Genomic DNA, 25,933 nt, shown 5'->3' with positions numbered 1-25,933 from the left:
AATGTATTGTATATCTTCAGCGAAATGCTCTTGGATGGGAGATGGATGAAACGTTTTTGTCGTATGAAATGATCATCGAAAGTTCTTCAATGACATGAATTCTGGCGGGAGAGAGAGTGAAGGGAGGCAATATCTCCCTTCACTCTTATTATTCTCCTGAAGATCCTTCTATAAAAAGGCGGGGCGTTCTTTTTGCTAGGGTTATGAAACCCGTATGGGCCACCATGCGGTCTATGGGGCGGGCGCGGCGTTCGTCGACCATCCAATCGCGTTTCAGCAATTCAAAGGTCGTAATGTTTGCAAAACCATGGGTTTTGAGTTCTTTGAACATCATCTGCACCTGGCCGACGTTGGGACTCAGGCTGAGCAGAAGCCCCCCATGCCGGATCAACCGGGAAACCGAAGCAATGGCATGCCATGGCTCCGGAAGGTCGAGGAAGATGCGGTCGGCTTTGAGGTTCATATGAAAATCCTGTATGTCCGCCGAGATGATGTCATGATTTGGAGGATTTGCGCCGAAGTATTTGCTGATGTTTTCGCGAGCCTTGCGGGCAAATTCAGGTCTTTTTTCGACGGAAATGAGCCTTCCCGTACCGCACAGGGCGCGAAGCAACGCCAGGCTGAGAGCCCCGGAGCCGATGCCCGATTCGAGGATGGTACAGCCGGGCTGAATATCCCCGTAGAAAATGATGGCGCCCAAGTCTTTCGGGTAGATGATCTGCGTGTGGCGGTTCATGCTGAAGATGTAGTCTTCCAGGGTGGGCCTGAATAGAAACATTCTCGCACCCTTGTTGGTGTCGAGATAGTCCCCTTCCTCCTTTCCCACCACATCTTCCATCTGGATGGTGCCCAGATGAGAGGAATACGGTCCTTCCTCAATCCTAACCAGCCATTTTCTCCCTTTTTGTGACGTCAGGGCGACCCATTCGCCCCAGCGGAATGTATTCATGATGTCAGGAATCTCCTTGCGATGGTAAAAATAAACAATAGTGTTCCATTCAATGCGTCTCACGGCGGCCCCTTGAAAACAGGAATCAGTGGAGGGTGCCAATGTGTATTCAAGAAAAATTCCCGGAAGGACGAATCTTGCGGTTGCCTGATCAGGAATTCTAAGTGTGCCGCACCATAAAGAAAAGCGTGGTTCCAAGTCAACCGGATTTTTCCTGAATCTGTTTGCCAAGAGTTGGGAGAGGATCTATTTTTATAATTGTGTTGTTCAAAACCAGTGAGCGAGATGGGACGATATAATGAAAGGAGAATGGCAATGCGTGGTTTTGACAGATGTGTGATATTGACGTTGGTGCTGTTCTTGGTTTTGGGGCCGATCCAGGCCGCCAGTAGTTTCGGGGCCGATAAAGGCGATTTGACCGGCTGGGAGAAAGGGTCGGAATACAATCGATTTTACAACTCCAGTGAAATGGACCAGTTCAAAGGCCAGGTGGAGGAAATCGTGGAAGTCATTCCGTTGCCCGGTATGGCGCCGGGGGTCGGACTGAAAGTGAAGGATCAGGATGGCGACATGGTGGAGGTGCAGTTGGGGCCAAAGTCCTTTGTCAATGTGGATTCCATTGGTCTCAAGAAAGGTGACAAGGTCAAAGTGAAAGGGGTCTGGGCAGATATTGGGGAAAAAGAAGTGTTCATGGCCTCAAAGGTTAAAAAAAGTGAGACAGTTGAGCTCAAAGTCCGTAAGACCAAGGACGGTACCCCTTTTTGGACCATGACTCCCGAAGAATTGGCCAAAGAAAAGGCGGGTGAGTGAGAGTGGGAAGTATTCTTGAAAAGCGATGTTGTCATGAGCCATGAGCTAAGGCCCCTGAGCCTTTTTTCATGTAAAGTTGTGCGTTTTGATGCGGCAAAGTTCGGCAATTAAGCAAGGATGTGAGGCTGCAGGGCATATGATGTGCAGAAATTGGTAACCGGCTGAGCAAAAATTGTAATCGATAGATTCATGCCCACTTTTTTTGCGCCGAACATTGTGGATAATAAATTCATATTCCAAACCCTTATGCTTTTGGCACTCCGATTGCTAAATAAAGCCTTACCTGGTAATCCAGAGGTTTGTGGGTGACTCGATTCTTAAAAAAGATTAAAATTTATTTTGTAATAAAAAAACTTTGTACTGAAGATTGCAGTAGGACTTAGGAGGGGGGAAGTCATGAAGTCGAAACGTTTAGCAACGGGTTTCCTTCTGCTTGCGGTCATAGCGTTCATGTCCGGTTGTGCGTCCACTTATTCGCCTTATGCTTACGACCGCGTTGCCACGACATCTTTTGGGCTGGGTGCCCTGGGAACGGCCATGGGGTATGCTATAACGGGTAATCCCATGGGAGCCGCACTGGGAGGATTATCCGGCCTGGCCGGTGGAGCTATTTTGGGCTCAGCTATAGAAGCCAACGAGGCTTGTGCGGAAGGGGCGCCGCCGCCTCCTCCTCGTGCTTATCGTTGCCCCGGAAGCTATTATGAGGAGTATTATGCTCCTAGGTGTCACAAGGAAAGAACCACTGTGAAGCGGAATGGTGTGGTGGTCCGCGAATATGAAACTGAAATCTGCGATGAGTATTGAATAACAGGCCTCAGTGTTTTTTATGCTCGCAATGGTTGATCATGGCGCTTTCGCAGGAACGGCGTCCCTACCGCAGCCTTTTTTCAATCGCGGCAGGGACGCCTCCTGTACGATGATCAAAAATCTTCATTTATCCGTGCGGAGTATATATTCTCGATCTTGGTCAACCCATGCATGCTTCTTAGCCATCAATAAGGTCCTTGCTGCTGTCGCCCTTCCTGTTCCTGTAGTTTTCGAAGCTTGCTTTTTTCCTCCCTCCGCTGCCTCATTTCCTCTCGTTTCTGGATTTGCTCGGGAGTCAAGGATTTTCTGCGTTCCCTTCTTTCCTGGATGGAAGATCTGTCCTGATTTTGGCGAATTTGCCCCTGCTGGCTTCTCTCCTGTCTGACTCTTTTTTCCTCCCTCCGCTGCCTCATTTCCTCTCGTTTCTGGATTTGCTCGGGAGTCAAGGATTTTTTGCGTTCCCTTCTTTCCTGGATGGAAGACCTGTTCTGATTTTGGCGAATTTGCCCCTGCTGGCTTCTCTCCTGTCTGACTCTTTTTTCCTCCCTCCGCTGTCTCATTTCCTCTTGTTTCTGGATTTGCTCGGGAGTCAAGGATTTTCTGCGTTCCCTTCTTTCCTGGATGGAAGGTTGCCCCCCTTTTTTGCGAACCGGCTCGCTTTTGAGACGATCGGCCTCTCCTGTTCTTCTATTCTGTTGCTGTATCTTCCTGAGGTCCCTCTCTTTAAATTTTACTTGAGATTCAGGCTGGTTTACCTGCCGTACGGGAACTATTCTTCTTTTGACTTTGGGGGAAGCGACGCGCGCCCCTTCAACCACGGTTCCCCGGCGCTTGTTTTGGATTTCCCGGCGTACTTCGGCACCCCGTATCCGTCCTCTCTTTTCTGCAACAAGTTGATTCCTCTGAATTCTTTCAAATGTCGAAAGGTGAGGTTTGCGATTTACAACGACATTATTGAATCTGTACCTTTCTTTCGCTCTGTCATAATCTCTGAAGACCGTTCTGTTGACGACAGGGGCGCCACGATAATTTCTTATTATGGTTGTTTTGTTGATATTTCTGATGCGCACCCTTCGGTAATCGTTCACACGGTAGAAGTTGTGTCGATCAACGATGATCGCACGGTTGTAGTAGCGATATTTATTGGGGTAAATATGGATTCTGTTTATATTGTATTCGTTGATTACGACGGTGCGCCTTCCCCAAGGCCGATGGCCATAGTAGATTTCGTTATAGGCCAGAGGCACCCATCCAATGCGGGTTCCCGAATATATCCACCCCACTCTGCCGGGATACCAGCCGAAGCCGATATGCAGAAGTGGAGCGGCTACGTGGACTCTTGCCCTCACAACGGGGGGAGCCCAATACCAGCGGGGTCCGACATGCACCCAGTTGCCATAATGGTGGGTGACGTATCCAAAGGGCTCATAGGGAATCCACGTGTTATCTCCATACCATACAGTCCATCTGCCCACAGTGAACGGTTCCCAATCCGCCCTCACATAAGGTCGCCACATGGGCCGGTAGGCGCCATCGTAATAAACCCGTTCCCACTTTCCATGCCTTTCCAACTCATAGGCGTCATCGCGAAGTTGTGGAGGAAGGTATTTGACGGAATCCCCCTTCACTTCCAGCCTTTTGGCCCACAGCGCATCCCGACTTCTGTTCCAGGCATCCCATTCGCCCGCTGCGGGTCTCTCTCCGGCAGTTATCTGTTCATTGTCGGCAAGGAGGGAGGAAGATCCTTCGATCACTTCATATCGCGCATCGTCTTTGTTGTGAATGAAATACACCGTTCCGGTCAAAGAGACGACTTCCACCGAGTTATCGCCAACGTACAGGTCGAAACAGGTATTGCCGGGTGCTGATACATACCCGAAGGGGGTCGTGACCTTCAATTCTACGTCCGAACCCTTATTGTAGAAACGTGCAATTCCTGATGCGACGTCCATTTCGGTCAGGTCATTTTCTATGGCGATGCTCTGGATTTGTGTGTCTCCGTCAATCCTTATCCAGGTATTGTTCGGCAGGATGAATTCCGCCTTGCCTGCCTCATCGGAATAGAGAGTGTCGTTGATCCCAAAGGGAGCGTCTTTCACTGTTGCCACCCAGTCTTTCTCTTCAGGGACATAGCGCAGCAGTTGTCCTTCAACATGAGAAATGCGCCCTACAAGGAGGGGGGCCTCAGAATCCTGATTATCTTCAGCCCGGACTCGAGGCGGCATGAGAAAAATGTTCACTGTCGCCATGGCAAAAAAGAGCAGAAATGCCAACAAAAATATCCTGTTCAGTCTACTCATTTCCGTTCCTCCTTGACTTTGAATATCGGCTTGAGGGCGATTCCCATCGTTTGGAATCGTCAATCAGATATTCTGCATGGATAAGGTTAAGACTCTTGATCGTCATGTAAGAGCAATTATCAAACATTGCGAATATTTTTCAAAAAATTATAACATACTGGATCCTCCCGATCAGCCCAATATTCAAAAGAAGGGTTTAACAATCACATGGATGAAACTTGGATCGGGCAAGGTCTCTTCTCCTTGCCCGCCGCAAGGATGGCAGGGTTCCTTCCGCTGAGCAACCCTCCGCTTTCTGTTCACAACCTTCGGGATTCAGCTGTTCTGTTGATTACCTTGCGGCGTTCTGAGTTTGATCATCTTCAGCAGGGTGCCGCCGTCGGGCGGAATTTCGTATTCAACCCTGTCCATGGCAGTCTGTATGAAGTAAATACCCAGCCCTCCGGGGCGAACATCGCTCAGTTCCCTCGGCTTAAGCCGTTGGGGGTCCGCTTGGATTCCGAAGTCGCGTACGAAAATTTCCAACTTTTGGGGATCTGCATTGAATGTGAGCCGGATCCTTTCATTGGGGCGATTGTTATAGGCATGCCGAATCGCATTGGTGCAGGCTTCATCCACAGCCAGAACCAGTTGATCGATCTCCGGACGTGGAAAGTCCAGACGGCAGGCAAGGCGCTCCACCATGCCGCGGACCAGAAAGAGAACCGCAGGATCTGTAGGAATATCAAGAATAATGGGGCCACTGATTTGCTGTAAGGTCATCGGGATTCCTCGACCCCCAAAAGAACTAGAGTCAAATCATCCGCAGGGGGAGTTTCCTGAACGAATTCCTTCAATTGCCCCATCACTCTGAGGTAAACCTCATCGGCCCGGGAGCTTCCGGAACGGATAGCCTTCTCCATGCGTTCAGTCCCGAGACGTTCTCCTTGAGCATTTTTGGCTTCCATGAGTCCATCTGTGGATAGGAAAAGGCAGTCGCCGGGTTCGAGGTGGATTTTGTCGGATGGATAGCGCTGCCCCGCGATAATTCCTGCTGGAAGGCCACCCATGGAATCCAGGAATACGTAGCGGTTTTTTTCGTGGTTCCAGAGAAGAGGAGGGATATGACCCGCATTTACGCATGTGAGAGTGCATTCCTGGGGGTCCAGCACCATATATAGCAGGGTCACGAACATTCCTCGGCGGCTCCGTCCGCAGAGAAGATCGTTGATGCGTTCCATCAGGCGGCTCGGGTCTTTTTCCCGGATGGCATGAAGGCGAAAGTCCGATGTGAGTTTCGCCATACAGAGAGCGGATGCTATTCCCTTTCCCGATACATCACCAATGAGGATTCCCCACCTTTCACCATCGAGAGCAATGAAATCGTAAAAGTCCCCTCCTACTTCCCGGGCAGCCCGGTAATGGGAAAGAAAATGAAAACCGGGGAGTTGGGGTGTATTCTGAGGAAGGAAGCTCCGCTGGATGCTGGTGGCCAATGCTAGGTCGCTTTCGATCTGCTGTTTGTGGAGAAGAGCACGGTGCATGCGGGCATTTTCTATGGCGATGGCAGCGTGAGCGCAAAGCAGTGTCAAAATCTCTTCATCTTCAGAGTCGAAGGGGGTTCCATCGATCCTGTTGATCACCTGTGAAACCCCAATGATCCGGTCCATGATCTTGATGGGAACACAGAGGATAGAACGGGTGCGGTAGCCCGTTTTCAGATCAAATTCACGATGAAATCGTGGGTCCTCATATGCATCTTCAATGAGTAGCGCTTTTCCCGAATCGAAGACACTCCCGGCAATTCCTTCCCCTTTTTTCAAACGAAAGCCGCCCTTCAATTGGTTGGCCACGGGACCCTGCGCCACCTCAAAGACCAATTCCTGAGTCGCTTCGTCCACCAGCATGAGACTGCAAGCCTCTGCTCTTAAAATCTTCCTTGAAGTGCTCATGATGGATTGCAGCACCTGCCCCAAGTCCAGCGTAGAAGAAATGAGGCCGGCAAGCTGGAAACAATTCTTGAGATTCTGGATGCGTTCATGGCATCGATGAAGATCTGCAATGAGAGTGGCGCTCGTCGTTTTGCTTTCGGATTTTATACCCATAGTCTGTTTTTCTTTATGTTCGATTGATGTCATCATGTAGAGCATTCAGCGCAAAAGATGCCCTTGTCGAACAACTGTATATTATTGCAAGACAATCGATAATGAAGTACTTATCAAAAAACAGTAACGTTTTCTGATTTCTGCCAAGTAAAATAAGCTAACTCGAAATATTATGGAAGTGTGTTTTTGGCTCTTTCGAAGTCAGCATGGCGGTGATTCGTTTTTGTGGATTTATGGAATAACTCGACATTGTCGGATTTCATCTGAACCATGGAGACATGGAGAACAAAGAGTTTTCATTTGAAGGTCTTTCTCCGTGCCCTCCGTATCTCCTTGGTTGATGTGACAATGTGGCAATAACTTCCGGCAGCTTTCGAAAAATAGATCATCTCATAACGTGATTCCCGAGTCCTTGAGCGTTGGAGCACCATAATTGTGCGATTGCCCGACCCCTTAAAACTGAATGTCGGTTTTTTAGGAAGGGTAAGAGCTTACGATAAACATAGAGATTCCATTTGATGTTGGAGGTACCCCGGCTTGGAACAACACTGTAAAGATGTTATATCTTGTCCGGTTGGAAAGACGGATTGCCCTCTTATTGCCGAAATCGAGCGTCTCAAAGAGCAATACGAGCACTTGAAGAAAGAATATGATCGGGTTGCCGCGCTCAGTCAGTGTGATCCTTTGACGGGAATCTTCAATTTTCAGTATCTTCAGGTATCTCTTGAGCGAGAGATGGAACGGACGCGGCGGACAGGGTTTCCTCTCGCCGTCATCATGATCGATCTCGATTATTTCAAAAAAATAAATGATACTTACGGACACCAGGCCGGCAATGCTGCTCTGCGGTGGGTCAGCAGACTCTGGCGTGATAGCATACGGGTGAACGATATTCTTTGCCGCTACGGAGGCGAGGAGTTCACTCTCATCTTACCGGCGACTTCTTTGCGAAAAGCTGTGTTGACTGCGCATCGTCTCCGTACGATTCTTGCCGATGCCGGATTCGAATTCGATGGGCGGGAGATCCGCCTGACGGCCAGCTTTGGAGTGGAAGTCTATAAGGCCACCGATAAGTTCGATGCGGATGAATTTATCAAGAGAGCGGACAAATACCTTCTCGAGGCAAAGACCAAAGGCCGCAATTGTGTCTGTTCCCAGCAAGACGAAGGGACTGACGCTGGGTCCGAAGTCCTTCCGGAGGAACGTGCAGCTCTTTTTATTACTCGCTGGCAGATATCCGGGTAGTTTGATGCCGATTTTCTTATAACTCCCATGACCGGAATGGTCACAACGAAAAATGAAAAAGGCAAAGAGATGCAAGCCAATATGGAAAGCGGGAAACGCTCTTGAAAAGCGATGCTATCATGAGCCATGAGCTATGAACCATGAGCCTTTTTTCATATAAACAGGTTGGAATGATATGTTGGATGCAACATCTGGTCCCATGATATTCTCCGTAAGCAGTGGTAAGGGGGGGGTCGGAAAAACGAGCCTGACGGTTAATCTGGCTTTTGCCCTGTCGCAGAAAGGCCTGCGAGTCCTGGTTGTAGACGGTGATATGGGGCTTGCCAACGTGGATGTTTTGCTGCGACTGACGGTGCGTAAGACCATACGCGATGTGCTGGAGCGTGGAGAGGATCCCCTGAATGCGGTTGTTTATGTGGAGCCGAATTTTGGTGTTCTGCCGGCAAGTTCGGGGGTGCCGGAGATGGTGGACCTGGGGCCGGAAGAGCACGTTCTTTTGGGCAACATCCTGAAGTCCATTGTGCGCCACTTCGATTACGTTCTATTGGACACGGCAGCGGGAATCGGAGACTCCGTCATCTGGTTCAATACCTTTGCCACTCATAACCTGGTGATTGTCACTTCGGATCCCACATCCATGACCGATGCCTATGCGTTGATCAAAATCCTTTCCAAAGATTACGGACGAAAGCGGTTTTATCTGATCCTCAATTCTGTCGTCAGTGAACGGGAAGGACTCAAAACCTTTGACAGTATGGCCAGGGTGGCGGATCGGTTCCTGAAAATTCAGCCGCAATACCTGGGGTTTGTTCCCAAGGATAAAGCCGTTTTGAAGGCGGTACAGGAGCAGGTCCCATTCATTAAAGACGCTCCGTGGAGCAAAGCGGCCATAGCCGTGGGGGGGCTTGCGGACCGCATCCTGAAACTCAAGGGGGAGTGAACATGTCCCGCGTCCTGCGGGCAACACCGGGTAAACAAGGAGAAAAGCCATGCAAAGGGATGTGCGAGAGATCGATGTGGACAAGATCAGTCCTAACCGCCGGCTTGTCTGTTCGGATGAATCCATTGAAAACATTTCGGAAAGTATTCGTTTGCAGGGGCAGCTTGAACCGGTCGAAATCCTGTTGGTCGGGGCATCCTTCCGGATTCTGGACGGTGAAAAACGCTGGCGCGCCTGCAAGAAGCTGGGTATGAGACGAATCCAGGCTGTCATTGTCGAACCTGGAACAGGCGACCTCGATTTTATATCCCGCGCGGATGAGATCCCGACTTCTTGATGACCCTGCAGAAGTCAAGATTTCAACCCTTCACGTTATAACATTAAGTTGAGGTCCCCCCTTTCCCGAAGAAGGACGGATGAATGCATTCAGTATGCTGTATCAAACAGGTTCCGGACACTGCCGAGGTAAAAATCGACCCGGAGACCAACACGCTGATTCGAGCCGGTGTCGAATCCATCTCCAACCCTTATGATATTGTGGCTCTCGAAGGAGCCGTACGACTGCGCGAGCAATACGGTGGAAAAGTCACCGCCATCTGCATGGGACCACCCCAGGGAGAAAGCTCGCTTCGGGAAGCGCTCTCCCTGGGGGCCGATGAAGCCATATTGCTTTCGGATCGGGCTTTTGCCGGAGCAGACACTCTTGCCACCAGCTACACCCTCAGTAAGGCCATCGAGAAGCTGGGACGCGAACTTCCTGTAGATTTGGTGCTTTGCGGCAAGCAGGCCATCGACGGGGACACGGCTCAGACGGGTCCGGGTATCGCTACCCGATTGGGGCTTGCTCAATTCACCTATGTGATCGAAATCGATTGGATCGACATGGAAAAGAGGCGGATTCAGGTGAAGCGGAGAGTTTCCGGTGGTACAGAGATCCTTCTCGGGCCGCTGCCGGCTTTGCTGACGGTTGAATTGGAGTTGGCCGTGCCGAGGCGTGCATCGCTTCCTGCCCTCATAGCCTCCCTGCGTGCCCCTGTAGCCACATGGAACGCCGAAGACATTGAAGCGTCTCCACAAATGCTGGGTATAAAAGGCTCGCCCACCTGGGTTCGAGCCATTTCATCGCCTCCGGCGCGAGAAGGGGGCCCAAAGTTCGACGCCGGTGAAGGGGTGGAAAAGGCGGTGTCTCAATGTCTGGATGTGCTCATGGATGAAAAGGGATTCTTGTCGAAACTCTTGAAAAAATGGGAGGCATGAGACCGGATGGCCAAGAACACAAAAGGAATCGAAGTCGCAGAAATCCTGCCGGACAAGTGCATCGCCTGCCAGATCTGCATCGGCGAGTGTCCCGTGGGCGCCATAGAATTGAGTGCGGAAGGGGTGGCGCACATCGATCCCGAAACCTGTATCGGGTGCGGCAAATGCTTTGAAAGCTGCCCGGTGGATGCCGTCCGCTTCGAGAAAACGCAGAAAAAGCGCCTCACGCGGGAAGAGAGGGGAATGCCCAGTGAGGGGGTGCCCGGTTACGAGGGTGTAGCGGTTTTCATTGAAGTGGCCGATGGGGCTGGGGCTCAGGTTTCGTGGGAGCTGGTGGGCAAGGCGAGGGAACTGGCGGAAACCCTCAAGACCAAAGTCATGGGTTTCCTTTTGGGGTATGGTGTGGAAGCCATTGCGCGGGATGCCGTTGCCTACGGGTGCGATGTGGTTCATGTCGTTGAAGACCCTCTTCTGGAACATTATCTCTCGGGAGTCTATGGAAAAGCCCTTTCCGATCTGTGTGAGGCCGTTCGTCCGGAGATCTTCTTGATTGGCGCAACGCATCTTGGAAGAGACCTGGCGGGGATCGTCGCGACGCGCCTTCAGACGGGTCTCACTGCGGATTGCACCGGTCTTGCCATCGAAGAGAAGAGCCGGCTGCTGCTCATGACCCGGCCGACTTTCGGCGGAAACATCATGGCCACCATATTTTGCGAGCGCCGCCGGCCTCAGATGAGCACGGTCCGCCCCATGGTCATGAAGATGTCGGAAAAAGATTCCGCCAGAAAGGGAGAGATCCACCGCCATGACTGGGTGCCCCCTGAGGGTGAACTGCCCGTGATCGTGGATTTCATTCGTGATGTTCAGGAGATCGGAAGCGTGGACATTGTCCGTTCTTCGGCTCTGGTGGTGGCGGGAAGAGGCGCCTGCGATCCGGCGACGTTTCCTCTCCTGGAAGAATTGGCTGAGCTGGTGGGAGGAACCATTGCCTGTTCCCGGCCTGTGGTGGAAGCGGGGCTTATGCCCTATGAACGGCAGGTGGGACAGACAGGCAAGACCGTGGCGCCCAAGCTCTATATCGCCATTGGTGTTTCCGGAGCCATTCAGCATCTCGTGGCCATACAGGGAGCTGAAAAAATCGTGGCCATCAATTCCGACCCAAAGGCTCCCATCTTCCGGGTGGCGGACGTGGGAATTGTCGGGAACTACCTGCAGATTGTGCCCGAATTGATCAGGCAGCTGAAGGTACGGATGGGTCAGGCGAAGTGAGATGGATGCTCGCAGGAATTTTTATCCATTTGAACTTGAATGGACATTCTGCCGGTCTTTTCTGATGAAGGAATCAAAATATGGGAGAAACATTCGACGTGGCCGTCGTCGGGGCAGGGCCCGCCGGTATTTCGGCGGCGTGTACTCTGGCTGAAAAAGGGGTGAAAACCATCGTCTTCGAGCGGGGAGAATATCCCGGCGCCAAAAATATGTTCGGCGGGGTTCTCTATGGTCATGACCTGGCTCGAATTCTTCCCGATTACCAGGAAAGAAAATGCCCCGTGGAACGCAATGTGGTCGAATCCCGCCTCTGGTACCTCTCTAAAGATGGAGGTTACAGCCTCTCGTATCGGGACAGGGCCTTTACTGATGAATTGAAGCAAAACGTCTTCACTGTGGGAAGGGCTAAATTCGACCGCTGGTTTGCCGATCAGGCAAAATCCAAAGGTGCTCTGGTGGTTTGTGCCACTGTGGTCACGGACTTGATCCGCGATGGCGGAGGGCGTGTCATAGGGGTCCGTACGGACCGACCCGACGGCGATCTCCACGCCAATGTGGTCCTTTTGGCCGATGGAATCAATTCGCCCCTGGCCCGTAAAACCGGCTTTCGCGCCGAGCCCAGGCCGGAGAACGTGGCCCTGGCCGTGAAAGAGCTCATTGAATTGCCCGAGGAGGTAATCGATGCCAGGTTCAACGTGGAACCCGGCAACGGCGTCACTACTGAGATTCTGGGGGAGCCCACCTGGGGAATGAACGGAGTTGCCTTCCTCTATACGAACAAAAGTTCCATTTCTCTTGGAATCGGCGCCAACCTGGCTGATTTTGCCAGGCACAAAGCGCGTCCGTACGAAATGCTGGAAGCTTTGAAGTCTCATCCCATGGTGGCGCCTCTCATCAAAGAGGGGAAGCCCAAAGAATACCTCGCTCACTGGCTTGCCGAGGGGGGCTATGAAACCGTTCCAAAACTTTGTGGGGACGGGTTCCTCATCGCCGGCGATTCGGCCATGTTTTTCAATGCATTGCATCGGGAAGGTTCCAATCTTGCCATGACTTCCGGCCGTTTTGCGGCGCATGCCATTCTGGATGCCCTGAACAAGGGGGATTTCAGCGCGCGTGCCCTCGAAAGCTATGTGGAACGGTTGCAGGAATCCTATGTCCTCCAGGACTTGAAAAAATACCGGCGTTTCCCTTCGTTCCTGGAAAAGCATGAAGAGCTGTTTTCGACCCTTCCCGGCCTGGCAAGCCTGACGGCCAGGGAAATGCTCACGGTCGATGGTGTGCCCAAAAAGAAAAAGCAACACATGGTCTGGAAGGCCGTTCGAAGCGAGATCCCTCTCAGGAAGTTGCTGCGGCTGGCATGGGATGGATGGAGGAGCGTCCGATGAGTGTCAAAGTAGAAGACAAGCTTTTTCTCGATCGTTTCAAGGTCGACGAGGAATCACACCTTCGTCTCGTGGACGGCAGCGTCTGCATGGAAAAGTGTGCCGACCAGCCCTGCCTTTATATTTGCCCGGCCAACGTCTACAAACTGGAAAAGGACCGCATCAGCATCGGCTACGAAGGATGCCTGGAATGCGGTTCCTGCCGCATCGGATGCCCTCATTTCAATATCGAATGGCGTTTTCCCAAGGGAGGATACGGTATCCGGCACAAGTTCGGGTGATGGTACTCGATCATTTCGGAAGAGCCCTTGCCAACAAATGAGTCACGACAGGAGGTTCGGTGCCTTTGTGAAAAGCTCTCACCCGCTTTTCGACTTCCCGGTCTGCCACGGTTACCCGTTCGTGTTGGCGCAGATGCTCCATCCAGGATTCTACGAGAAAGGATTCGATGTAACGTTCCGGCTTTGCAGCGTCCACAAAGAGATCCCATCGTATGGCGCCGTCCCGCAGACGTACATTGCGGAGCCGTTTGAGGGCCATCCCGAATTCATGGGAATCGGCCGGATCAATGTGGTATTCGATCATGACGAGGACCGGTCCGTTTTCCAGTTGTGGATTCACCGCGAGGGTCGGAGCCGGCCAGTGCATGGATGGAGTGAGGTCCAGGTGTTCCGCAGAGGCGAGACGAAAGCGCGCCGTAACCCCCAGCCCGGCAACCATGGTTAATGATGCCAGGACGAACGTCCTGGAGATCCCCAGGTAAGACGTGATCGTACCCCAGAGAAAGCTCCCTGCCGCCATGCCTCCAAAGAAAATGAACATGTAAACGGCCAGTGCGCGGCCTCTTACCCAGGAAGGCGCCATGGATTGCACGCTGCTGTTGAAGATGGAGAGCAGCGTCAGCCATGCTGCCCCTGCTGTGAGGATCGCTCCGCACAGGATGATGAAATTTTGCAGGTAGGCCAGAGCCAGGAAGACAACGGCAAACAGGATCGTGGATAGAGTCACCTGCAGATCAATGGAAATTCTCCTGCGTATCTCCGGTAGAATCAATGCTCCAGCCACTGCGCCCATGCCGAAAGAACCCAGGAGTATCCCGAAACCAAGAGAGCCCAGTCCAAGGTTATGCCGGGCCAGAATGGGGAGGAGCGCCATGAGGGCGCTGGCGCAAGTGATGAAGGCGGCGGCTCGAACGAATATGGCGCGTAGAGCCGGCGCGTGCCGTACGAAACGGACCCCGGTACGCATGGCGCCGATCATGCGCTCGGCAGGGAGTGTGCTCCGGCTCTTTGGCCGCTTCCAATAATAGAGAACCACCACTACGCCGAGATAGGAGAGGGCGTTTATGAGAAACGCGTTGCCCGCGCCCATGGCTCCTACCACCAGTCCTCCCAGGGCGGGGCCAATGGATCGGGCCACATTGAAACCCGCACTGTTCAGCGCTACAGCTGATGGGATTTCCGTTCGTGTGACCAGTTCCGGGATGATTGCCTGCCAAGCTGGCGCGTTCATTGCCGCCCCCAGCCCCAGGAGAAGCGTAAGGGTGAGAAGAATCCAGGGCGTGGTCTCACCAGCCAGAGTGAGACCGCCCAGCAAAGCGGCTGCGGCAAGCATCCATGCCTGGGTAAAGAGAATGAGTCTGCGCCGGTCCAGCACATCGGCGAGAGCTCCCGCCGGCAGCGCTAGGAGGAACATAGGAAGGCTCGTTGCCGTCTGCACGAGGGCGACCATGACGGAGGAGGAAGTGATGGATGTCATGAGCCAGGCCGTGGCGGTATTCTGCATCCACGTGCCGATATTGGAGACGATGCTGGCGATCCACAGTGCCCGAAAGACGGGCTGATAGAGAGGGCTCCACGCAGTTCCTTTCCTGCCGGGATCTTTTGTGGACGGCTTGTTCATATCTTTCATATAAGTTCTTTTCCAATTTCTAAGGGAGTCGGCGGATTCCAAAGCGACTGACCCTCTAATGCATCAGCGCGTTCCGGGCTGGAGATGGCTTCCCCCCGGACGCATTTTTTTATGCTCACCGTTCCAAAATTATAACGGAAGGTCGCTGAAATATCACATCTCATGTCATTTGGAAGGTTTTTTCACAAGAATGCGCCGCGAAGGCAGGAATTCCTGAAATTTTTTCAAAAGATCCAAAAGCTTCGCCTGGTAGTATTCTACGTTCTCGTCCGGTTTATCCGGATCGTAAGCGGATGCAAATTTGCAATTGTCAAAAACCCTCACTTTTTTATCTTCTCCCGTAACGTAATAGGAAATCTGGTCCCCGGCCCTGTAATCCCGGCCTGAAGCCAGAGCCAGTTCATAAGTTGCCGCCCGGTTTCTTTTTTTTGCTTTGATTTTCTGCTGATAGGTTTCGAGAGATTCGGTGAGGGTTTCCGTTTTGGCCAGGGAGAAAATATCCAATTCATGTCTTGCCAATTTTTGCAGGGTCTCCTGATAAAGATCGTAAATTTCGTCGCCTTCTCCCTTCAGAAGAAGCCGGATCATCTCGGCAAGGAAATCCCGCAGATATTTTTCCATGCCTCTGGACCTCAGGCCGCTCCCTTTGATGGTTACACTGCCGGTATCATTCAAGAGTGCGTAATTTTTGCGTTTGTACGAGAACATGGCTGCATACCTTCCGTCCATCTCCACCTCGATTCCTTCCGGCAGGGTCCTGGAGAGGCGGTCCACGAGAATCCGCTGCGCCTCTTCGGTTTCCACTCCTTTCGGAGGCACGAAGTAGATCCCGTCCGTGTCGATTTCGATGAGAGTCGCTCCTTCATTTCGCAGCCATTCGATCATGCGCCGGATGGTTTCCCTCCCCAACCGGGTGACTTCCGCCGCCAGTTGCGGGTCTGAAAAATGGTGAATTTCTGTTCCGAGATAGCCATAAAAGGAATTGATCAAAATCTTGAAAGTCTGCTGAAGCGCCTGGTAGTAGTCATGTTCGTGGGATTCCTGCGCTTCCTGCGCCCGTTTCTTGGCTTCCAGCCGAAAAGTACGCAGATCTCGGAGCAACGGCAGAAAAATTCCGAGGGTGTCTCCAACCGGCTTGAGATCGTAGGAGAGCAGGATGGACGGATACAGGGAAGCCACGTCGCAATGGACCACATTTTGGATAATGCCCTGAAAAAACACGTCTGTGTAGCCCCCTTCAAAGCTCATTCCCCGCCCCCTGGGCTTGGGTACGGAAGTTCGCTTCCTGAGGTATTCCCGCATGAAGAGTGCGTTGATCTTGGTAGCATTTCCCCGGATGAAAATATTCTGGTAAGAAAAGGGAAAAATGCGCGCCTGAAGAAAGAATGGATAGCCGAGAAGTTCGGAGAGGGCGAGGGTTTCTCTGGCATCGTCCAGGTTGTAACGCTTGAGGGCCTCCGGGTCGTGCTCGTAGGCCCACTGAATTTTGGAGTGTTCGATGTAAGTGCGTTCCTCGTCGGCCAGGCCGAAGTGAAGGGCCGCGGACTTGAGCCCGTAGCTTTCCAGTTCACGCGCTGTCACGTCGTAATACTGAAGGAGAAAAAGCGTGTCCACCACGTGCCGACCGAAAAGGTCCATGCGGGTGTAGTCGATGATCCGCTCCGCCACGGTGAATCGCGACCGGCGGATGCGGGGAAGGCTTCCATCGCGTCCCCAGCAAAGCCGGACTCCGTGTCTGCGAGCCCGGGCGACGAGGTATTCCAGATCGAAGTTGAAGAAATTGTGCCCTTCAAGGACATCGGGGTCCCAGCGGGAAATACGGTCGGTGAGAGCCTCGATCATCTCTTTTTCGCCCATGCTGCTTCCGAAAAGGACTTCTTCATTTCCCCTGTTGTCCATGAGGGCGATGGAGATGATCCGGTCCTCTTCTCGTTCCGGATTGGGGAATTCATAGCCGGGAGCACAGGCGGTTTCAATATCGACGGCCAAGCGGTGAAGGTCTTTGTATGCCATCCCTTTGAAAAGGGTCTTGCCCGTGAGAAGGAGGTATTGGTGCACAGGGTCCGTAAGAAAGAGGTAAGGGGCATCGGGCGAGGAGGGGGAGGCGCCGGTTGTTTTGCTCAGATGGTTCCTGGCCCTATCGGCATTTTCCCAACGGTCGAAGAAGGCAATGGCACGAAAAGTGTTGGAAGACGAAAGAGGTTCCACGCGATGAGGGGCTTGAAATCCATCCAGAAGGTCTTCTTTTTCCAAAAGAATGAACGGTGTGAAAGGTTCGTCCCGGACCTCGATGCTGCCGTCCTCTTCACGAAGAAAAAGACGCATGGTGTCTCCTTTCAGGAGTTCTACGGCGACGATCCCCCCGGTGGCATCGGCTCCAAAAAGTACTTCATTTTCCTCAAGGGCAATGGGTTTCATATTTGCTCCTTACCATGAAAATACGCCGTCTACATGTCGGTATTCCTCGGCAACAGCCTCCCCTTCACTTCCCCCGTCGCAGGGAGGGTAAGGGGGCAAAGTCCACAGGAGCTTTCCGGATAGGTTTTTAGAGACGACGCAGTGGGCTGGATACTATAATTTTTGAATAAGATACAAAAAAGACGGGACAGGGATTCGAATCTTTAACTTGAAGAATTCCCTTTTAATGTTCCTTTTCCATCCTGTGTTTTTGGCATTTATCAAGGGGGAAAAATAAATCGAACCCTTATGGAAAGGTTGATCGAAATTCTTTTCGATCAACTTGAAAAAGGATTTGATATGCCCCTCAGGAAGGTGATCTCCGAGGACAAAGTTTGAGGTGATCTCAATCTTTTCATATCTTCTGTTGATCTCTACGCTCTTTGTAAAGGCCCTTTCAACCGCTTCTTTTGTGATGCCTTTCCCCAATTTGTCAAGGGTTTCCTGATCCGCGGATTCAAACCCTATATTGATATACGTCTTGAAGGGGAGCTTTTCTATGCGTTCAAATATATAATAGTCCGATTTTATTATTGAATCTACGCTTCCGAAGATAAAAAGGCTGGGGCCATCAATATTGGAGTTGTTTAGATCAAAGGATTCAAAGGCATATCTTGCAGCGAATTCCACCAGGTCATAGGAAGAATTGAGGGCGTCATGCTGCCCCAGGAACACAGAGTTGTAGTTTGAGATATCATTACCGAAAAATTTTTTTAAATCTCTGACCTGTGTTTTTATATCTTTCCTTGAACGCTCTTTAAAATGAAGACGTGATTTGACCCTGCAAAAGCCGCATTTGTAGAGACACCCGTCTGCTATAATTATGGGAATTACATCATAGTCCACATGCCTGACATCAGGCGGAAGGACTGTTATATTGTCACCGATTATTTCATATATCCTGCCTGATCTCTTACGGAGTTCAGTGGGCGAGTTTACCATTACGAGATCAATAAAATCCCTCATTTCTTTTGGAAGGGAACTGGAATTCAATTCCATCAACGTTTCATGCAGTCGGTCCCAGGCTTTGATCGCCGATATTACAGCGTTGTCATGGAAAGGGTCGCATGAATTGATATTGTTGCTCGGGTATGACAGGCAGGGGACATAGTATTCGCCGAAACAGTCATAAGGGCCATCGTAACCGCCTGTCGAATAATATACCCAGTCATTAGTTATGGTTCTCTTGAGCCATTCGGAAGGGTGCGGCCAGTCTTTGCCTCTACCACTGATGAATTTCAATTCTCCATTCAGATTGAACTGAAAGACATGTGCGTGGGTTTTTATCTCCGCAAAGCGGCCGTATCGCAATGGATAACTGACCTTTGCATAGGCGCGGGCCCCTTCTTTATCAAGGGTTATATGAAGATTGTCTATATCGAATGCTTTCACAAACAATAGAATCACCCTGATGAAAAATTTATAAAAAATTATCCCAAATATTATGTGCATTGTCCATCTCAAACCGGGGCGATTTTGCAGATTCCGCAAAGAGAGGAAGATAGGCAGTTTCTGAATTTTCCTTAGGGAGCCGGTGTATTCCGATATCCCGTTATTCACCACGGAGACACGGGGGACATGGAGAATATTTTGGAATTATTACGGAATTTCTATGTGTACTCTGTGCCTGCTGCGGTGAACTGTTGCGATGGGTGCATTCATTGACAGAACTGAAATCTGTGCCTATAGCTACTGGATAGCCGACCGTATCAAAATGAGAATCGCCGGGGTGAGACTTGCTGTGAATTTTCTGTCATGCTATCAATGAACCAACGGCACGACAGAGTGAGAGAAGTTGCCGGGTGATTTGCTGTTTCTTCGTGGTTTCCAGACTCCCAACATTGGAAAGAAGCTGATTTGATGGATTCTGATTCTTCTATGACGCCCGAAATCAGTTCGTTCCGCTGCAGATTTTTACCTCTTCCCATCCGATCTCACGACCGGGAGGCGATGCACTGATGTTCGCAGCCTGCATCATTATATTCTTTTTGATTGTCATCAATGCCCTTTATGTGGCGGCGGAATTTGCTGCGGTGGGAGTCAGGAAGAGTCGCATACGCCAAATGGCCGAGGAAGGCAGTTCCCTGGCGAAGCTTTTCTTGCCGTGGCTGGTGGATCCTCACAAGCTGGATCAGTACATCGCCGCATGCCAGATCGGCATTACCCTTTCGAGCCTCATCCTCGGAGCCTACGGGCAGGAAACCCTGGCTGCTCCACTGGCGGGAATCATCGTCCAATGGGGGGGAGTTCAGGAAGTTGCGGCCTACTCGGCGGCGTCCCTGAGCGTCCTGATTTTTCTCACAACCCTGCAGGTCATCCTTGGAGAACTGGTTCCCAAGTCCATCGCCCTTCAGTATTCTACTCAAGCGGCCCTCCTCTCCCTCTTTCCCATGCGATGGTCTCTGACCGTCTTCTCCTGGCTCATTGCCATTCTCAATGGCAGTGCCTTGATAATATTAAAAATCTTTGGAGTCAAATACGGGGTGCATCGTCATGTTCATTCCCCTGAAGAAATTGAAATGCTGATCACCGAAAGCCGGGATGGAGGAGTGCTCGAAGCCGATGAGCATCAGCGCCTTCAGAGAGCCCTTCAGCTTGGCAAGCGGCCGGCTCATCAACTGATGGTGCCCCGAAGATATATGTCGGGCATTGATGTTGAACTTCCCATGGATCAGGTGATGAAGCAAATCGCGGAAAGTCCCTACAGCCATCTTCCCGTCTATCGGGGGTCCATGGACAACGTGATCGGGATCGTGCACGTGAAGGAAGTGGCGATCCATTATATCGAGAAGGGAACGATCGGCTCCATAACAGAAATCATGAGGCCCCTCATGAGCGTTCCCGAAAACGTGACGGCGGATGCTTTGCTCAATTTGCTGCGGCAGCGGCGTAGCCATCAGGCGATGGTAGTGGATGAGTTCGGGGGGACCGAGGGACTGGTGACTTTGGAAGATGTTCTGACGGAGATGCTGGGGGAGGTCGCTGACGAGTTCAAATTGGATCAGCCTCAGCCCGAACGCCTGCCGGACGGGCGGGTGCGCCTGCCGGGACTCATGCGTCTGGATATGGCGGAACCGTGGCTTGGGGTTTTATGGCAAGGCGATGCCGATACAATCAGCGGACACGTGATGGAAGTGCTGGGGACAGTGCCCGTTGCCCGGCAGCGAGTGACCATTGACGGTGTGGAGGTCGAAATAGAGCAGGTGGCTCATCACGCCATCGTATCCATTCTCGCCAGGCCCGTTCGCCCGGTAGAGGAGGACGTGCATGGGTAGTCTTCTTCCGGTCCTTGTTATCATCGGTTTCATTGTGTTGAATGCCTTTTTTGTGGCTGCGGAATTTGCCCTCGTGGGAGCGCCCAGGGCTGCCATCGAACGGCGGGCGATTCAGGGCAATCGCATGGCGAAGAGGATCAGCAGCATCCTGCACAATCCCCTCCTCCAGGATCGTTACATTGCGACGGCTCAGCTCGGCATTACCTTTGCCAGTCTCGGGCTGGGAATGTACGGTGAACACATTTTCGCCGTATGGATTGAAGGGAGTATGGAAAAGGTCTCCCTGCCCCATTGGCTGGCTGTACATGCCGTCTCCAGCGTTTTAGCGGTGGGAATCCTCACCTACTTTCATATCGTACTGGGTGAAATGGTGCCCAAATCGCTGGCTCTGCAGTATTCGGAGCGGTCCGCTCTATGGATCATGCCCTTTATGTTGTGGGCCAAAAGGGCGTTCTATCCTCTTGTGATCAGTATCAACGGCATTGGGAATCTGATCCTGAAGCTCATGCGGGTCAACCGAACGCTGACCACCGGCTACTATCTTTCAACGGAAGAGCTCCAGTATGTTGTCCAGGAAAGCCAGGCGGGAGGACTTTTGAGGGCTGAAGAGGGCAGGGTCCTGAGGGACCTTCTGGAGTTCGGGGAACTCACCGCTGCGGAAGTCATGGTCCCACGTGTGCGAATGGTAGGAATTCGGCTGGATTCTCCTCCGGAGGAATTGAAAGAGATCGTGCGGACATCCCGGCACAGCCGCTATCCGGTTTACGAAGGGGATCTGGACAATATCCTGGGAATGGTCCACATCAAGGATCTCTTGCGCCTCATGCTCGATGGGAGGCACTTGTCCGAGAAGGATTTACGGCGCGTTCCCTATGTGCCCGAAACATCCAATCTGGATGTGGTGCTTGCAGCCATGCGCCGCAGACGCACCCATCTTGCCATCGTCATGGACGAATACGGCGGAACGGCTGGCCTTATCACCATTGAAGACCTGTTCGAAGAGGTGGTGGGAGATATCAATGAGGGGGTTACGGAACAACCTGAAATGTACTGGGATTCTTCGGGAAATCTCCATGTGATGGGTACGGTTCGCATCGATGAAGTAGGGGAGGCGCTGGGAATTCCTCTGGAACACGAGGAAGTCTATACTGTGAGCGGCCTGGTTCTCATGCTGCTCGACCGCCAACCGCGCGTGGGAAATCAAGTGGTTTACGGCAACGTGAAATTTGAGGTCATTTCGGTGAGAGGTCACGGTGTGGAGGAGTGTATTGTCACGCCGTTGTCTCCTTCGAATTCGGAATAAGAGCCTATCCAAAAACCTACCTCGGCAGCGGACACCCCCCTTTAGTTCCCCCCTCAAGGGGGGACCAAGGGGGGTGTCGCAAAGTCCACAGGTGGTTTCTGGATAGGTTTTAAGTATAAGGCGGCAGCAAATGGAGACTCCCTGAAATGGATAGGTGGCATGAAACTTGACACATCCGAACCCCCTGCAATGCATAAAATCAGACCGTTTGAGTGCATGCGCCTTCTAATGGCGACGGCGCTGGGACTAGGGCTCCTGCCTGGCGCTCCGGGCACCTGGGGGACGCTCCTTGGAGTCCTCATTCATTTCTTCGTGATCGTCTCCCTGCCGGTGGAATACATCTCCGGAGCTCTCGCTCTGGCTCTTTTGATGGTGTGTGCGGGAAACATCGCTTTGGCCCCCTGGGCGATGGAATACTGGAAAGCCAAGGACCCCAGCCGTTTTGTTTTGGATGAAGTGGCGGGCTACCTGGTCGTGCCGCTTCTCTTTCGGCATGGAGAGGCCTGGCAGGTGATGCTCTGGGGGTTCCTGCTTTTCCGATTGTTCGATATCATTAAAATACCTCCGGCCAGGCAGATCGACCGCATGATGTCGGGAGGGTGGGGCATCCTGCTGGATGACCTGGTGAGCGGCCTCTATGCGGCGCTGGTCATGTACGCATTCCGGTGGATGGGGGCTCTTGCGGGAGTATAGGGATGGCCGCCCCCCGGTTTTCCGCAAGGAATTAAATTGACATTGTCGGATTTCATCTGAACCCCGGAGACACGGAGAACTCGGAGATTTCATTTAAAGGTCTTTCTCTGTGCCCTGTGTGTCTCTGCGGTTAATGTGACAATGTCACATTAAAGCATCGTTTTCTTCTTGGGATGGAATATCTTCATTAGCTTTTGAAGTGAAAGGAGATCCTTGTAAATGGTTCCCTTTGACGCCAGGCAGCGGGAACTTCCCTTCGAGGGGCTCAGTCCCGTCCAGGTGGAATCCAGCCGGCAGGAACATGGCTGGAATATACTCACCCCTCCGCCTCGCACCCCGTGGTGGAAACTTTACCTGGAAAAATTCGACGATCCCGTAATCCGTATCCTCATCATCGCGGCGGTTATCGCGCTGGTGGTGGGGGCGACGGAAGGTCATTATGCAGAAGGCCTCGGGATCGTCATTGCCATTTTGCTGGCCACCACTCTTTCCTTCATCAACGAATACAAAGCCGGTCGGGAATTCGATATCTTGAACCGGGTCAGCGACGAAGTTCCCGCCAACGTCATTCGGGCGGGGGATTTTGCGACGGTTCCCAGGAAAGACCTGGTCGTGGGGGATGTAGTCCTTTTGGAAATGGGAGAGGAAGTCCCCGCCGATGGTCGGTTGCTCGAGGTCGTTTCGCTCCGCTTGGATGAATCTCCACTTACGGGGGAATCCCTGCCCGTCAAGAAACGGCTTGTACCCGCCGAGCCGGAGCAGCGGGAGAGCGCTTATCCGGAGGACAGAGTCTTCCGCGGAACTTTGGTCAAGGACGGACATGGAATCATGGAAGTGACCGCAGTGGGCGATGCCACGGAAATTGGCCGTCTGGCGCGACCCGCTTACCAGGATATAGCGGAAAAAACCCCCCTTGTGGCTCAGTTGGAAGAACTGAGCAAGGTCATCGGGGTCGTTGGATTTCTGGTTGCCGGAACGATTTTTGCCGCTCTTGTGACCCGGGGAGTTTTAGTCAGGGAACTGACTTTGACGCAGCCTCAATGGGGTTTTATGGGGATACTGGGTTTCAGCGTGCTTCTGGCTTCCATGAGGGTCTGGTTGCCCATCGTCTACGATGCCCTGGAACTGGCGCATGTTCGCGTCTCTCCCCCCTTCTGGCTTGCAAAAGAGCATTCTCTCTCCTGGGTTGTGACATTGGTGCTGGGTCTGGCGACCTTTTCGGCAGGGGTAGGGATCCTCTGTTATTTTGGGATCCTGCCCGTGTCTCCAGGCAAGTGGGTCCCTCATGCCATGGCGGAGGAATTCCTGAGATATTTCATGATATCGGTCACTATCATTGTGGTGGCTGTGCCGGAAGGGCTGGCAATGAGTGTGACTTTGAGTCTTGCCTACAGCATGAGGAAGATGACGGCATCGAACAATCTGGTGCGGCGCATGCATGCCTGTGAAACGATTGGAGCAGCTACGGTCATCTGCACGGATAAAACGGGAACATTGACCTTGAATGAAATGCGTGTTTACAGTGCCGATTTTCCCTGCCTGAAGGATAAGCTCCTCTTCGAAGACCCACACAAGCTTACGTATGGAGAGGAGAAAATCCTGGAAGGGATTTCCGTCAACAGCACGGCGCATGTGAGTGAAAAAACCGACGATGCGACTCCTCACCTCATCGGCAATCCCACGGAATGTGCCCTGCTCTTGTGGCTCAAGGATCTGCATATCGATTACATGCAGTATCGGGCCGCGTTTTCTGTCTCTTCGCAATGGACTTTTTCGACCGAGAGAAAATACATGGGCACGATGGGGACGTCCAGTGTGAACGGCGAAGAGGTCCTTCACCTCAAAGGGGCTCCCGAAGTGGTTCTGGATCGTTGTTCCCGCCTCCTCACGGGAGAAGGGGTCCGGCCCATCGATGGCTACAAGGAGGATATCGCCCAGGCTTTGAAGGGTTACCAGGCGTGTGGCATGCGTACCTTGGGGCTGGCGTATCGGGAAAATCCTTCAGGGGAGGAGGATGCGGAGATCGAAGAGATCGCCCGGGACATGATCTGGCTGGGGTTTGTGGCTATCGCCGACCCCATAAGGCCGGAAGTGCCGGATGCCCTCCGCGCCTGTCTGGACGCCGGCATTGGAGTCAAGATCGTGACCGGCGACAATCCCGAAACGGCCCGGGAAATCGCCCGCCAAGTGGGGCTGTGGGAAGAGGGTGACACGGAAGACCGGATCATGACGGGGAAGGACTTCGCTCAGTTGAGTGACGAAAGGGCAGGGGATGTTGCCGTGTCTTTGAAGATTCTCTCCAGGGCGCGTCCCATGGATAAGCTGCGCCTCGTGTCACTCCTGCAGGAAAAGGGTGAGGTGGTAGCCGTCACGGGGGACGGCACCAACGACGCGCCCGCTTTGAGCCGGGCCCATGTGGGGTTGGCCATGGGAAAAACCGGGACTTCCGTCGCCAAGGAAGCAAGTGATATCATTCTGCTGGACGACTCCTTCCGCAGCATCACCAACGCTGTCATGTGGGGGCGTTCCCTCTATGAAAACATACAAAGATTCATCCTCTTTCAGCTTACGATCAATGTGGTCGCATTGTGCATCGCCCTCCTCGGCCCCTTTATCGGTGTCAAGCTTCCTCTCACCGTAACGCAGATGCTTTGGGTGAATCTCATCATGGATACCTTTGCCGCTCTGGCTTTGGCCACGGAACCTCCTCACTGGAATGTCATGCGGCGGCAGCCTCGTAATCCCAAAGACTTTATCGTTTCGAAAACCATGGCAAAGACCATCTTTACCGTTGCGCCTCTCTTTCTTGTTTTTCTCGTTTGGTTTCTCCTGGAAATTCAGAGGCGCGGAAATGTCAATCACTATGATCTTTCAATGTTTTTTACGGTTTTTGTCATGCTGCAGTTTTGGAATCTTTTCAATGCCAGGTGTTTGGGCCAGAACAGCTCGGCTTTTGCAGACATCCTTAAGAACAAAGCGTTTCTCTGCATAGCTGCTGCTATTTTTCTGGGGCAGGTGCTGATCACGCAATTTGGCGGCCCGTTTTTCCGCACGGTTCCCCTGACTCTCGTGGACTGGGTGAGAATCGTTGTCGCAACGTCGGTGGTGCTTTGGATCGGGGAGTTGTGGCGGCTGGCTTGCCGGATGAAAGCCCGGCTGGAAGATGCCGCAACAGGATGATTGCTCGGAGATAACTCAATATTGTCAGATTTTGTCTGAACCACGGAGACACGAAGAACACAGAGATTTCA

At 52.3% G+C, this 25,933-nt stretch carries 20 protein-coding genes; 13 read left to right on the top strand and 7 right to left on the bottom strand.

What is annotated here, in order from left to right; genetic code table 11:
- Positions 1 to 148: 148 nt before the first annotated feature.
- Positions 149 to 949, bottom strand: a complete 801-nt coding sequence (locus QMG16_RS12825) for a tRNA (adenine-N1)-methyltransferase (RefSeq protein WP_281794757.1) — start codon at positions 947 to 949, stop codon at positions 149 to 151.
- Positions 950 to 1,264: 315 nt separating this feature from the next.
- On the opposite strand from QMG16_RS12825, the gene QMG16_RS12820 reads away from it, so the two are divergent.
- Together QMG16_RS12820 and QMG16_RS12815 are read left to right on the top strand one after the other, a co-directional pair.
- On the top strand, positions 1,265 to 1,759 hold the full coding sequence (locus QMG16_RS12820) for a MamS/MamX family magnetosome protein (RefSeq protein ID WP_281794755.1): 495 nt from the start codon (positions 1,265 to 1,267) through the stop codon (positions 1,757 to 1,759).
- A 396-nt stretch (positions 1,760 to 2,155) separates the two neighbouring features.
- Positions 2,156 to 2,563, top strand: a complete 408-nt coding sequence (locus tag QMG16_RS12815) for a hypothetical protein (RefSeq protein ID WP_281794753.1) — start codon at positions 2,156 to 2,158, stop codon at positions 2,561 to 2,563.
- A 188-nt stretch (positions 2,564 to 2,751) separates the two neighbouring features.
- Here the strand turns inward: QMG16_RS12815 and QMG16_RS12810 are convergent, their stop codons facing one another.
- The 3 genes from QMG16_RS12810 to QMG16_RS12800 form a co-directional block, all read right to left on the bottom strand.
- Entirely contained in the window at positions 2,752 to 4,866 is a 2,115-nt protein-coding gene (locus tag QMG16_RS12810) for a DUF6600 domain-containing protein (RefSeq protein WP_281794752.1), read from the bottom strand.
- A 315-nt stretch (positions 4,867 to 5,181) separates the two neighbouring features.
- Complete coding sequence (locus QMG16_RS12805) at positions 5,182 to 5,628, bottom strand: ATP-binding protein (RefSeq protein WP_281794751.1); 447 nt, start codon at positions 5,626 to 5,628, stop codon at positions 5,182 to 5,184.
- Complete coding sequence (locus tag QMG16_RS12800; RefSeq protein WP_281794750.1) at positions 5,625 to 6,950, bottom strand: GAF domain-containing SpoIIE family protein phosphatase; 1,326 nt, start codon at positions 6,948 to 6,950, stop codon at positions 5,625 to 5,627. Before QMG16_RS12800 ends, QMG16_RS12805 begins: the two co-directional genes overlap by 4 nt.
- A gap of 537 nt (positions 6,951 to 7,487) precedes the next feature.
- Here QMG16_RS12800 and QMG16_RS12795 point away from each other — a divergent pair.
- The 7 genes from QMG16_RS12795 to QMG16_RS12765 all read left to right on the top strand — a co-directional run bounded on the left by QMG16_RS12795 (position 7,488) and on the right by QMG16_RS12765 (position 13,324).
- A complete protein-coding gene (locus QMG16_RS12795) occupies positions 7,488 to 8,195 on the top strand; it encodes a GGDEF domain-containing protein (protein WP_281794749.1) in 708 nt (235 codons plus the stop codon).
- A gap of 199 nt (positions 8,196 to 8,394) precedes the next feature.
- Entirely contained in the window at positions 8,395 to 9,135 is a 741-nt protein-coding gene (locus tag QMG16_RS12790; protein WP_281794748.1) for a MinD/ParA family protein, read from the top strand.
- A 49-nt stretch (positions 9,136 to 9,184) separates the two neighbouring features.
- A complete protein-coding gene (locus tag QMG16_RS12785; protein ID WP_281794746.1) occupies positions 9,185 to 9,472 on the top strand; it encodes a ParB/RepB/Spo0J family partition protein in 288 nt (95 codons plus the stop codon).
- An 83-nt stretch (positions 9,473 to 9,555) separates the two neighbouring features.
- On the top strand, positions 9,556 to 10,392 hold the full coding sequence (locus QMG16_RS12780; protein WP_281794745.1) for an electron transfer flavoprotein subunit beta/FixA family protein: 837 nt from the start codon (positions 9,556 to 9,558) through the stop codon (positions 10,390 to 10,392).
- 6 nt (positions 10,393 to 10,398) lie between these two features.
- Positions 10,399 to 11,661, top strand: coding sequence for an electron transfer flavoprotein subunit alpha (locus tag QMG16_RS12775; RefSeq protein ID WP_281794743.1), 1,263 nt, complete (start codon positions 10,399 to 10,401; stop codon positions 11,659 to 11,661).
- Positions 11,662 to 11,741: 80 nt separating this feature from the next.
- Complete coding sequence (locus QMG16_RS12770; protein ID WP_281794741.1) at positions 11,742 to 13,046, top strand: FAD-dependent oxidoreductase; 1,305 nt, start codon at positions 11,742 to 11,744, stop codon at positions 13,044 to 13,046.
- Positions 13,043 to 13,324 (top strand): ferredoxin family protein, encoded by a 282-nt coding sequence (locus QMG16_RS12765; RefSeq protein WP_281794739.1) that lies wholly within the window; start codon positions 13,043 to 13,045, stop codon positions 13,322 to 13,324. The genes QMG16_RS12770 and QMG16_RS12765 overlap by 4 nt, the downstream gene beginning before the upstream one ends.
- Positions 13,325 to 13,334: 10 nt before the next feature.
- Here the strand turns inward: QMG16_RS12765 and QMG16_RS12760 are convergent, their stop codons facing one another.
- The 3 genes from QMG16_RS12760 to QMG16_RS12750 all read right to left on the bottom strand — a co-directional run bounded on the left by QMG16_RS12760 (position 13,335) and on the right by QMG16_RS12750 (position 18,803).
- Positions 13,335 to 14,954, bottom strand: a complete 1,620-nt coding sequence (locus tag QMG16_RS12760; RefSeq protein ID WP_281794737.1) for an MFS transporter — start codon at positions 14,952 to 14,954, stop codon at positions 13,335 to 13,337.
- Positions 14,955 to 15,119: 165 nt separating this feature from the next.
- Complete coding sequence (locus QMG16_RS12755) at positions 15,120 to 17,372, bottom strand: DNA polymerase domain-containing protein (RefSeq protein WP_281794736.1); 2,253 nt, start codon at positions 17,370 to 17,372, stop codon at positions 15,120 to 15,122.
- A 153-nt stretch (positions 17,373 to 17,525) separates the two neighbouring features.
- Positions 17,526 to 18,803, bottom strand: a complete 1,278-nt coding sequence (locus QMG16_RS12750; RefSeq protein ID WP_281794734.1) for a radical SAM protein — start codon at positions 18,801 to 18,803, stop codon at positions 17,526 to 17,528.
- A 566-nt stretch (positions 18,804 to 19,369) separates the two neighbouring features.
- On the opposite strand from QMG16_RS12750, the gene QMG16_RS12745 reads away from it, so the two are divergent.
- The 4 genes from QMG16_RS12745 (at position 19,370) to QMG16_RS12730 (ending at position 25,862) form a co-directional block, all read left to right on the top strand.
- Positions 19,370 to 20,686 (top strand): hemolysin family protein, encoded by a 1,317-nt coding sequence (locus tag QMG16_RS12745; protein WP_281794732.1) that lies wholly within the window; start codon positions 19,370 to 19,372, stop codon positions 20,684 to 20,686.
- Positions 20,679 to 21,989 (top strand): hemolysin family protein, encoded by a 1,311-nt coding sequence (locus QMG16_RS12740; RefSeq protein ID WP_281794730.1) that lies wholly within the window; start codon positions 20,679 to 20,681, stop codon positions 21,987 to 21,989. Before QMG16_RS12745 ends, QMG16_RS12740 begins: the two co-directional genes overlap by 8 nt.
- 159 nt (positions 21,990 to 22,148) lie before the next feature.
- On the top strand, positions 22,149 to 22,682 hold the full coding sequence (locus QMG16_RS12735) for a phosphatidylglycerophosphatase A family protein (RefSeq protein ID WP_281794728.1): 534 nt from the start codon (positions 22,149 to 22,151) through the stop codon (positions 22,680 to 22,682).
- Between the two features lie 219 nt (positions 22,683 to 22,901).
- Positions 22,902 to 25,862: a calcium-translocating P-type ATPase, PMCA-type gene (locus QMG16_RS12730; RefSeq protein WP_281794726.1), complete on the top strand. Its 2,961-nt coding sequence runs from the start codon at positions 22,902 to 22,904 to the stop codon at positions 25,860 to 25,862.
- Positions 25,863 to 25,933: the final 71 nt, after the last annotated feature.

The sequence above is a fragment of the Desulforhabdus amnigena genome (genome assembly GCF_027925305.1).
GTDB lineage: Bacteria > Desulfobacterota > Syntrophobacteria > Syntrophobacterales > Syntrophobacteraceae > Desulforhabdus > Desulforhabdus amnigena.
This window is presented reverse-complemented; position numbering and strand designations above follow the sequence as displayed.

Coding starts and splice junctions, on each gene's coding strand:
- QMG16_RS12740 (WP_281794730.1), top strand. CDS start 20,679: ATGGGTAGTCTTCTTCCGGTCCTTGTTATCATCGGTTTCATTGTGTTG.
- QMG16_RS12735 (WP_281794728.1), top strand. CDS start 22,149: ATGAAACTTGACACATCCGAACCCCCTGCAATGCATAAAATCAGACCG.
- QMG16_RS12785 (WP_281794746.1), top strand. CDS start 9,185: ATGCAAAGGGATGTGCGAGAGATCGATGTGGACAAGATCAGTCCTAAC.
- QMG16_RS12800 (WP_281794750.1), bottom strand. CDS start 6,950: ATGGGTATAAAATCCGAAAGCAAAACGACGAGCGCCACTCTCATTGCA.
- QMG16_RS12775 (WP_281794743.1), top strand. CDS start 10,399: ATGGCCAAGAACACAAAAGGAATCGAAGTCGCAGAAATCCTGCCGGAC.
- QMG16_RS12780 (WP_281794745.1), top strand. CDS start 9,556: ATGCATTCAGTATGCTGTATCAAACAGGTTCCGGACACTGCCGAGGTA.
- QMG16_RS12825 (WP_281794757.1), bottom strand. CDS start 949: ATGAATACATTCCGCTGGGGCGAATGGGTCGCCCTGACGTCACAAAAA.
- QMG16_RS12755 (WP_281794736.1), bottom strand. CDS start 17,372: ATGAAACCCATTGCCCTTGAGGAAAATGAAGTACTTTTTGGAGCCGAT.
- QMG16_RS12805 (WP_281794751.1), bottom strand. CDS start 5,628: ATGACCTTACAGCAAATCAGTGGCCCCATTATTCTTGATATTCCTACA.
- QMG16_RS12770 (WP_281794741.1), top strand. CDS start 11,742: ATGGGAGAAACATTCGACGTGGCCGTCGTCGGGGCAGGGCCCGCCGGT.
- QMG16_RS12765 (WP_281794739.1), top strand. CDS start 13,043: ATGAGTGTCAAAGTAGAAGACAAGCTTTTTCTCGATCGTTTCAAGGTC.
- QMG16_RS12810 (WP_281794752.1), bottom strand. CDS start 4,866: ATGAGTAGACTGAACAGGATATTTTTGTTGGCATTTCTGCTCTTTTTT.
- QMG16_RS12745 (WP_281794732.1), top strand. CDS start 19,370: ATGTTCGCAGCCTGCATCATTATATTCTTTTTGATTGTCATCAATGCC.
- QMG16_RS12760 (WP_281794737.1), bottom strand. CDS start 14,954: ATGAAAGATATGAACAAGCCGTCCACAAAAGATCCCGGCAGGAAAGGA.
- QMG16_RS12790 (WP_281794748.1), top strand. CDS start 8,395: ATGATATTCTCCGTAAGCAGTGGTAAGGGGGGGGTCGGAAAAACGAGC.
- QMG16_RS12730 (WP_281794726.1), top strand. CDS start 22,902: ATGGTTCCCTTTGACGCCAGGCAGCGGGAACTTCCCTTCGAGGGGCTC.
- QMG16_RS12820 (WP_281794755.1), top strand. CDS start 1,265: ATGCGTGGTTTTGACAGATGTGTGATATTGACGTTGGTGCTGTTCTTG.
- QMG16_RS12815 (WP_281794753.1), top strand. CDS start 2,156: ATGAAGTCGAAACGTTTAGCAACGGGTTTCCTTCTGCTTGCGGTCATA.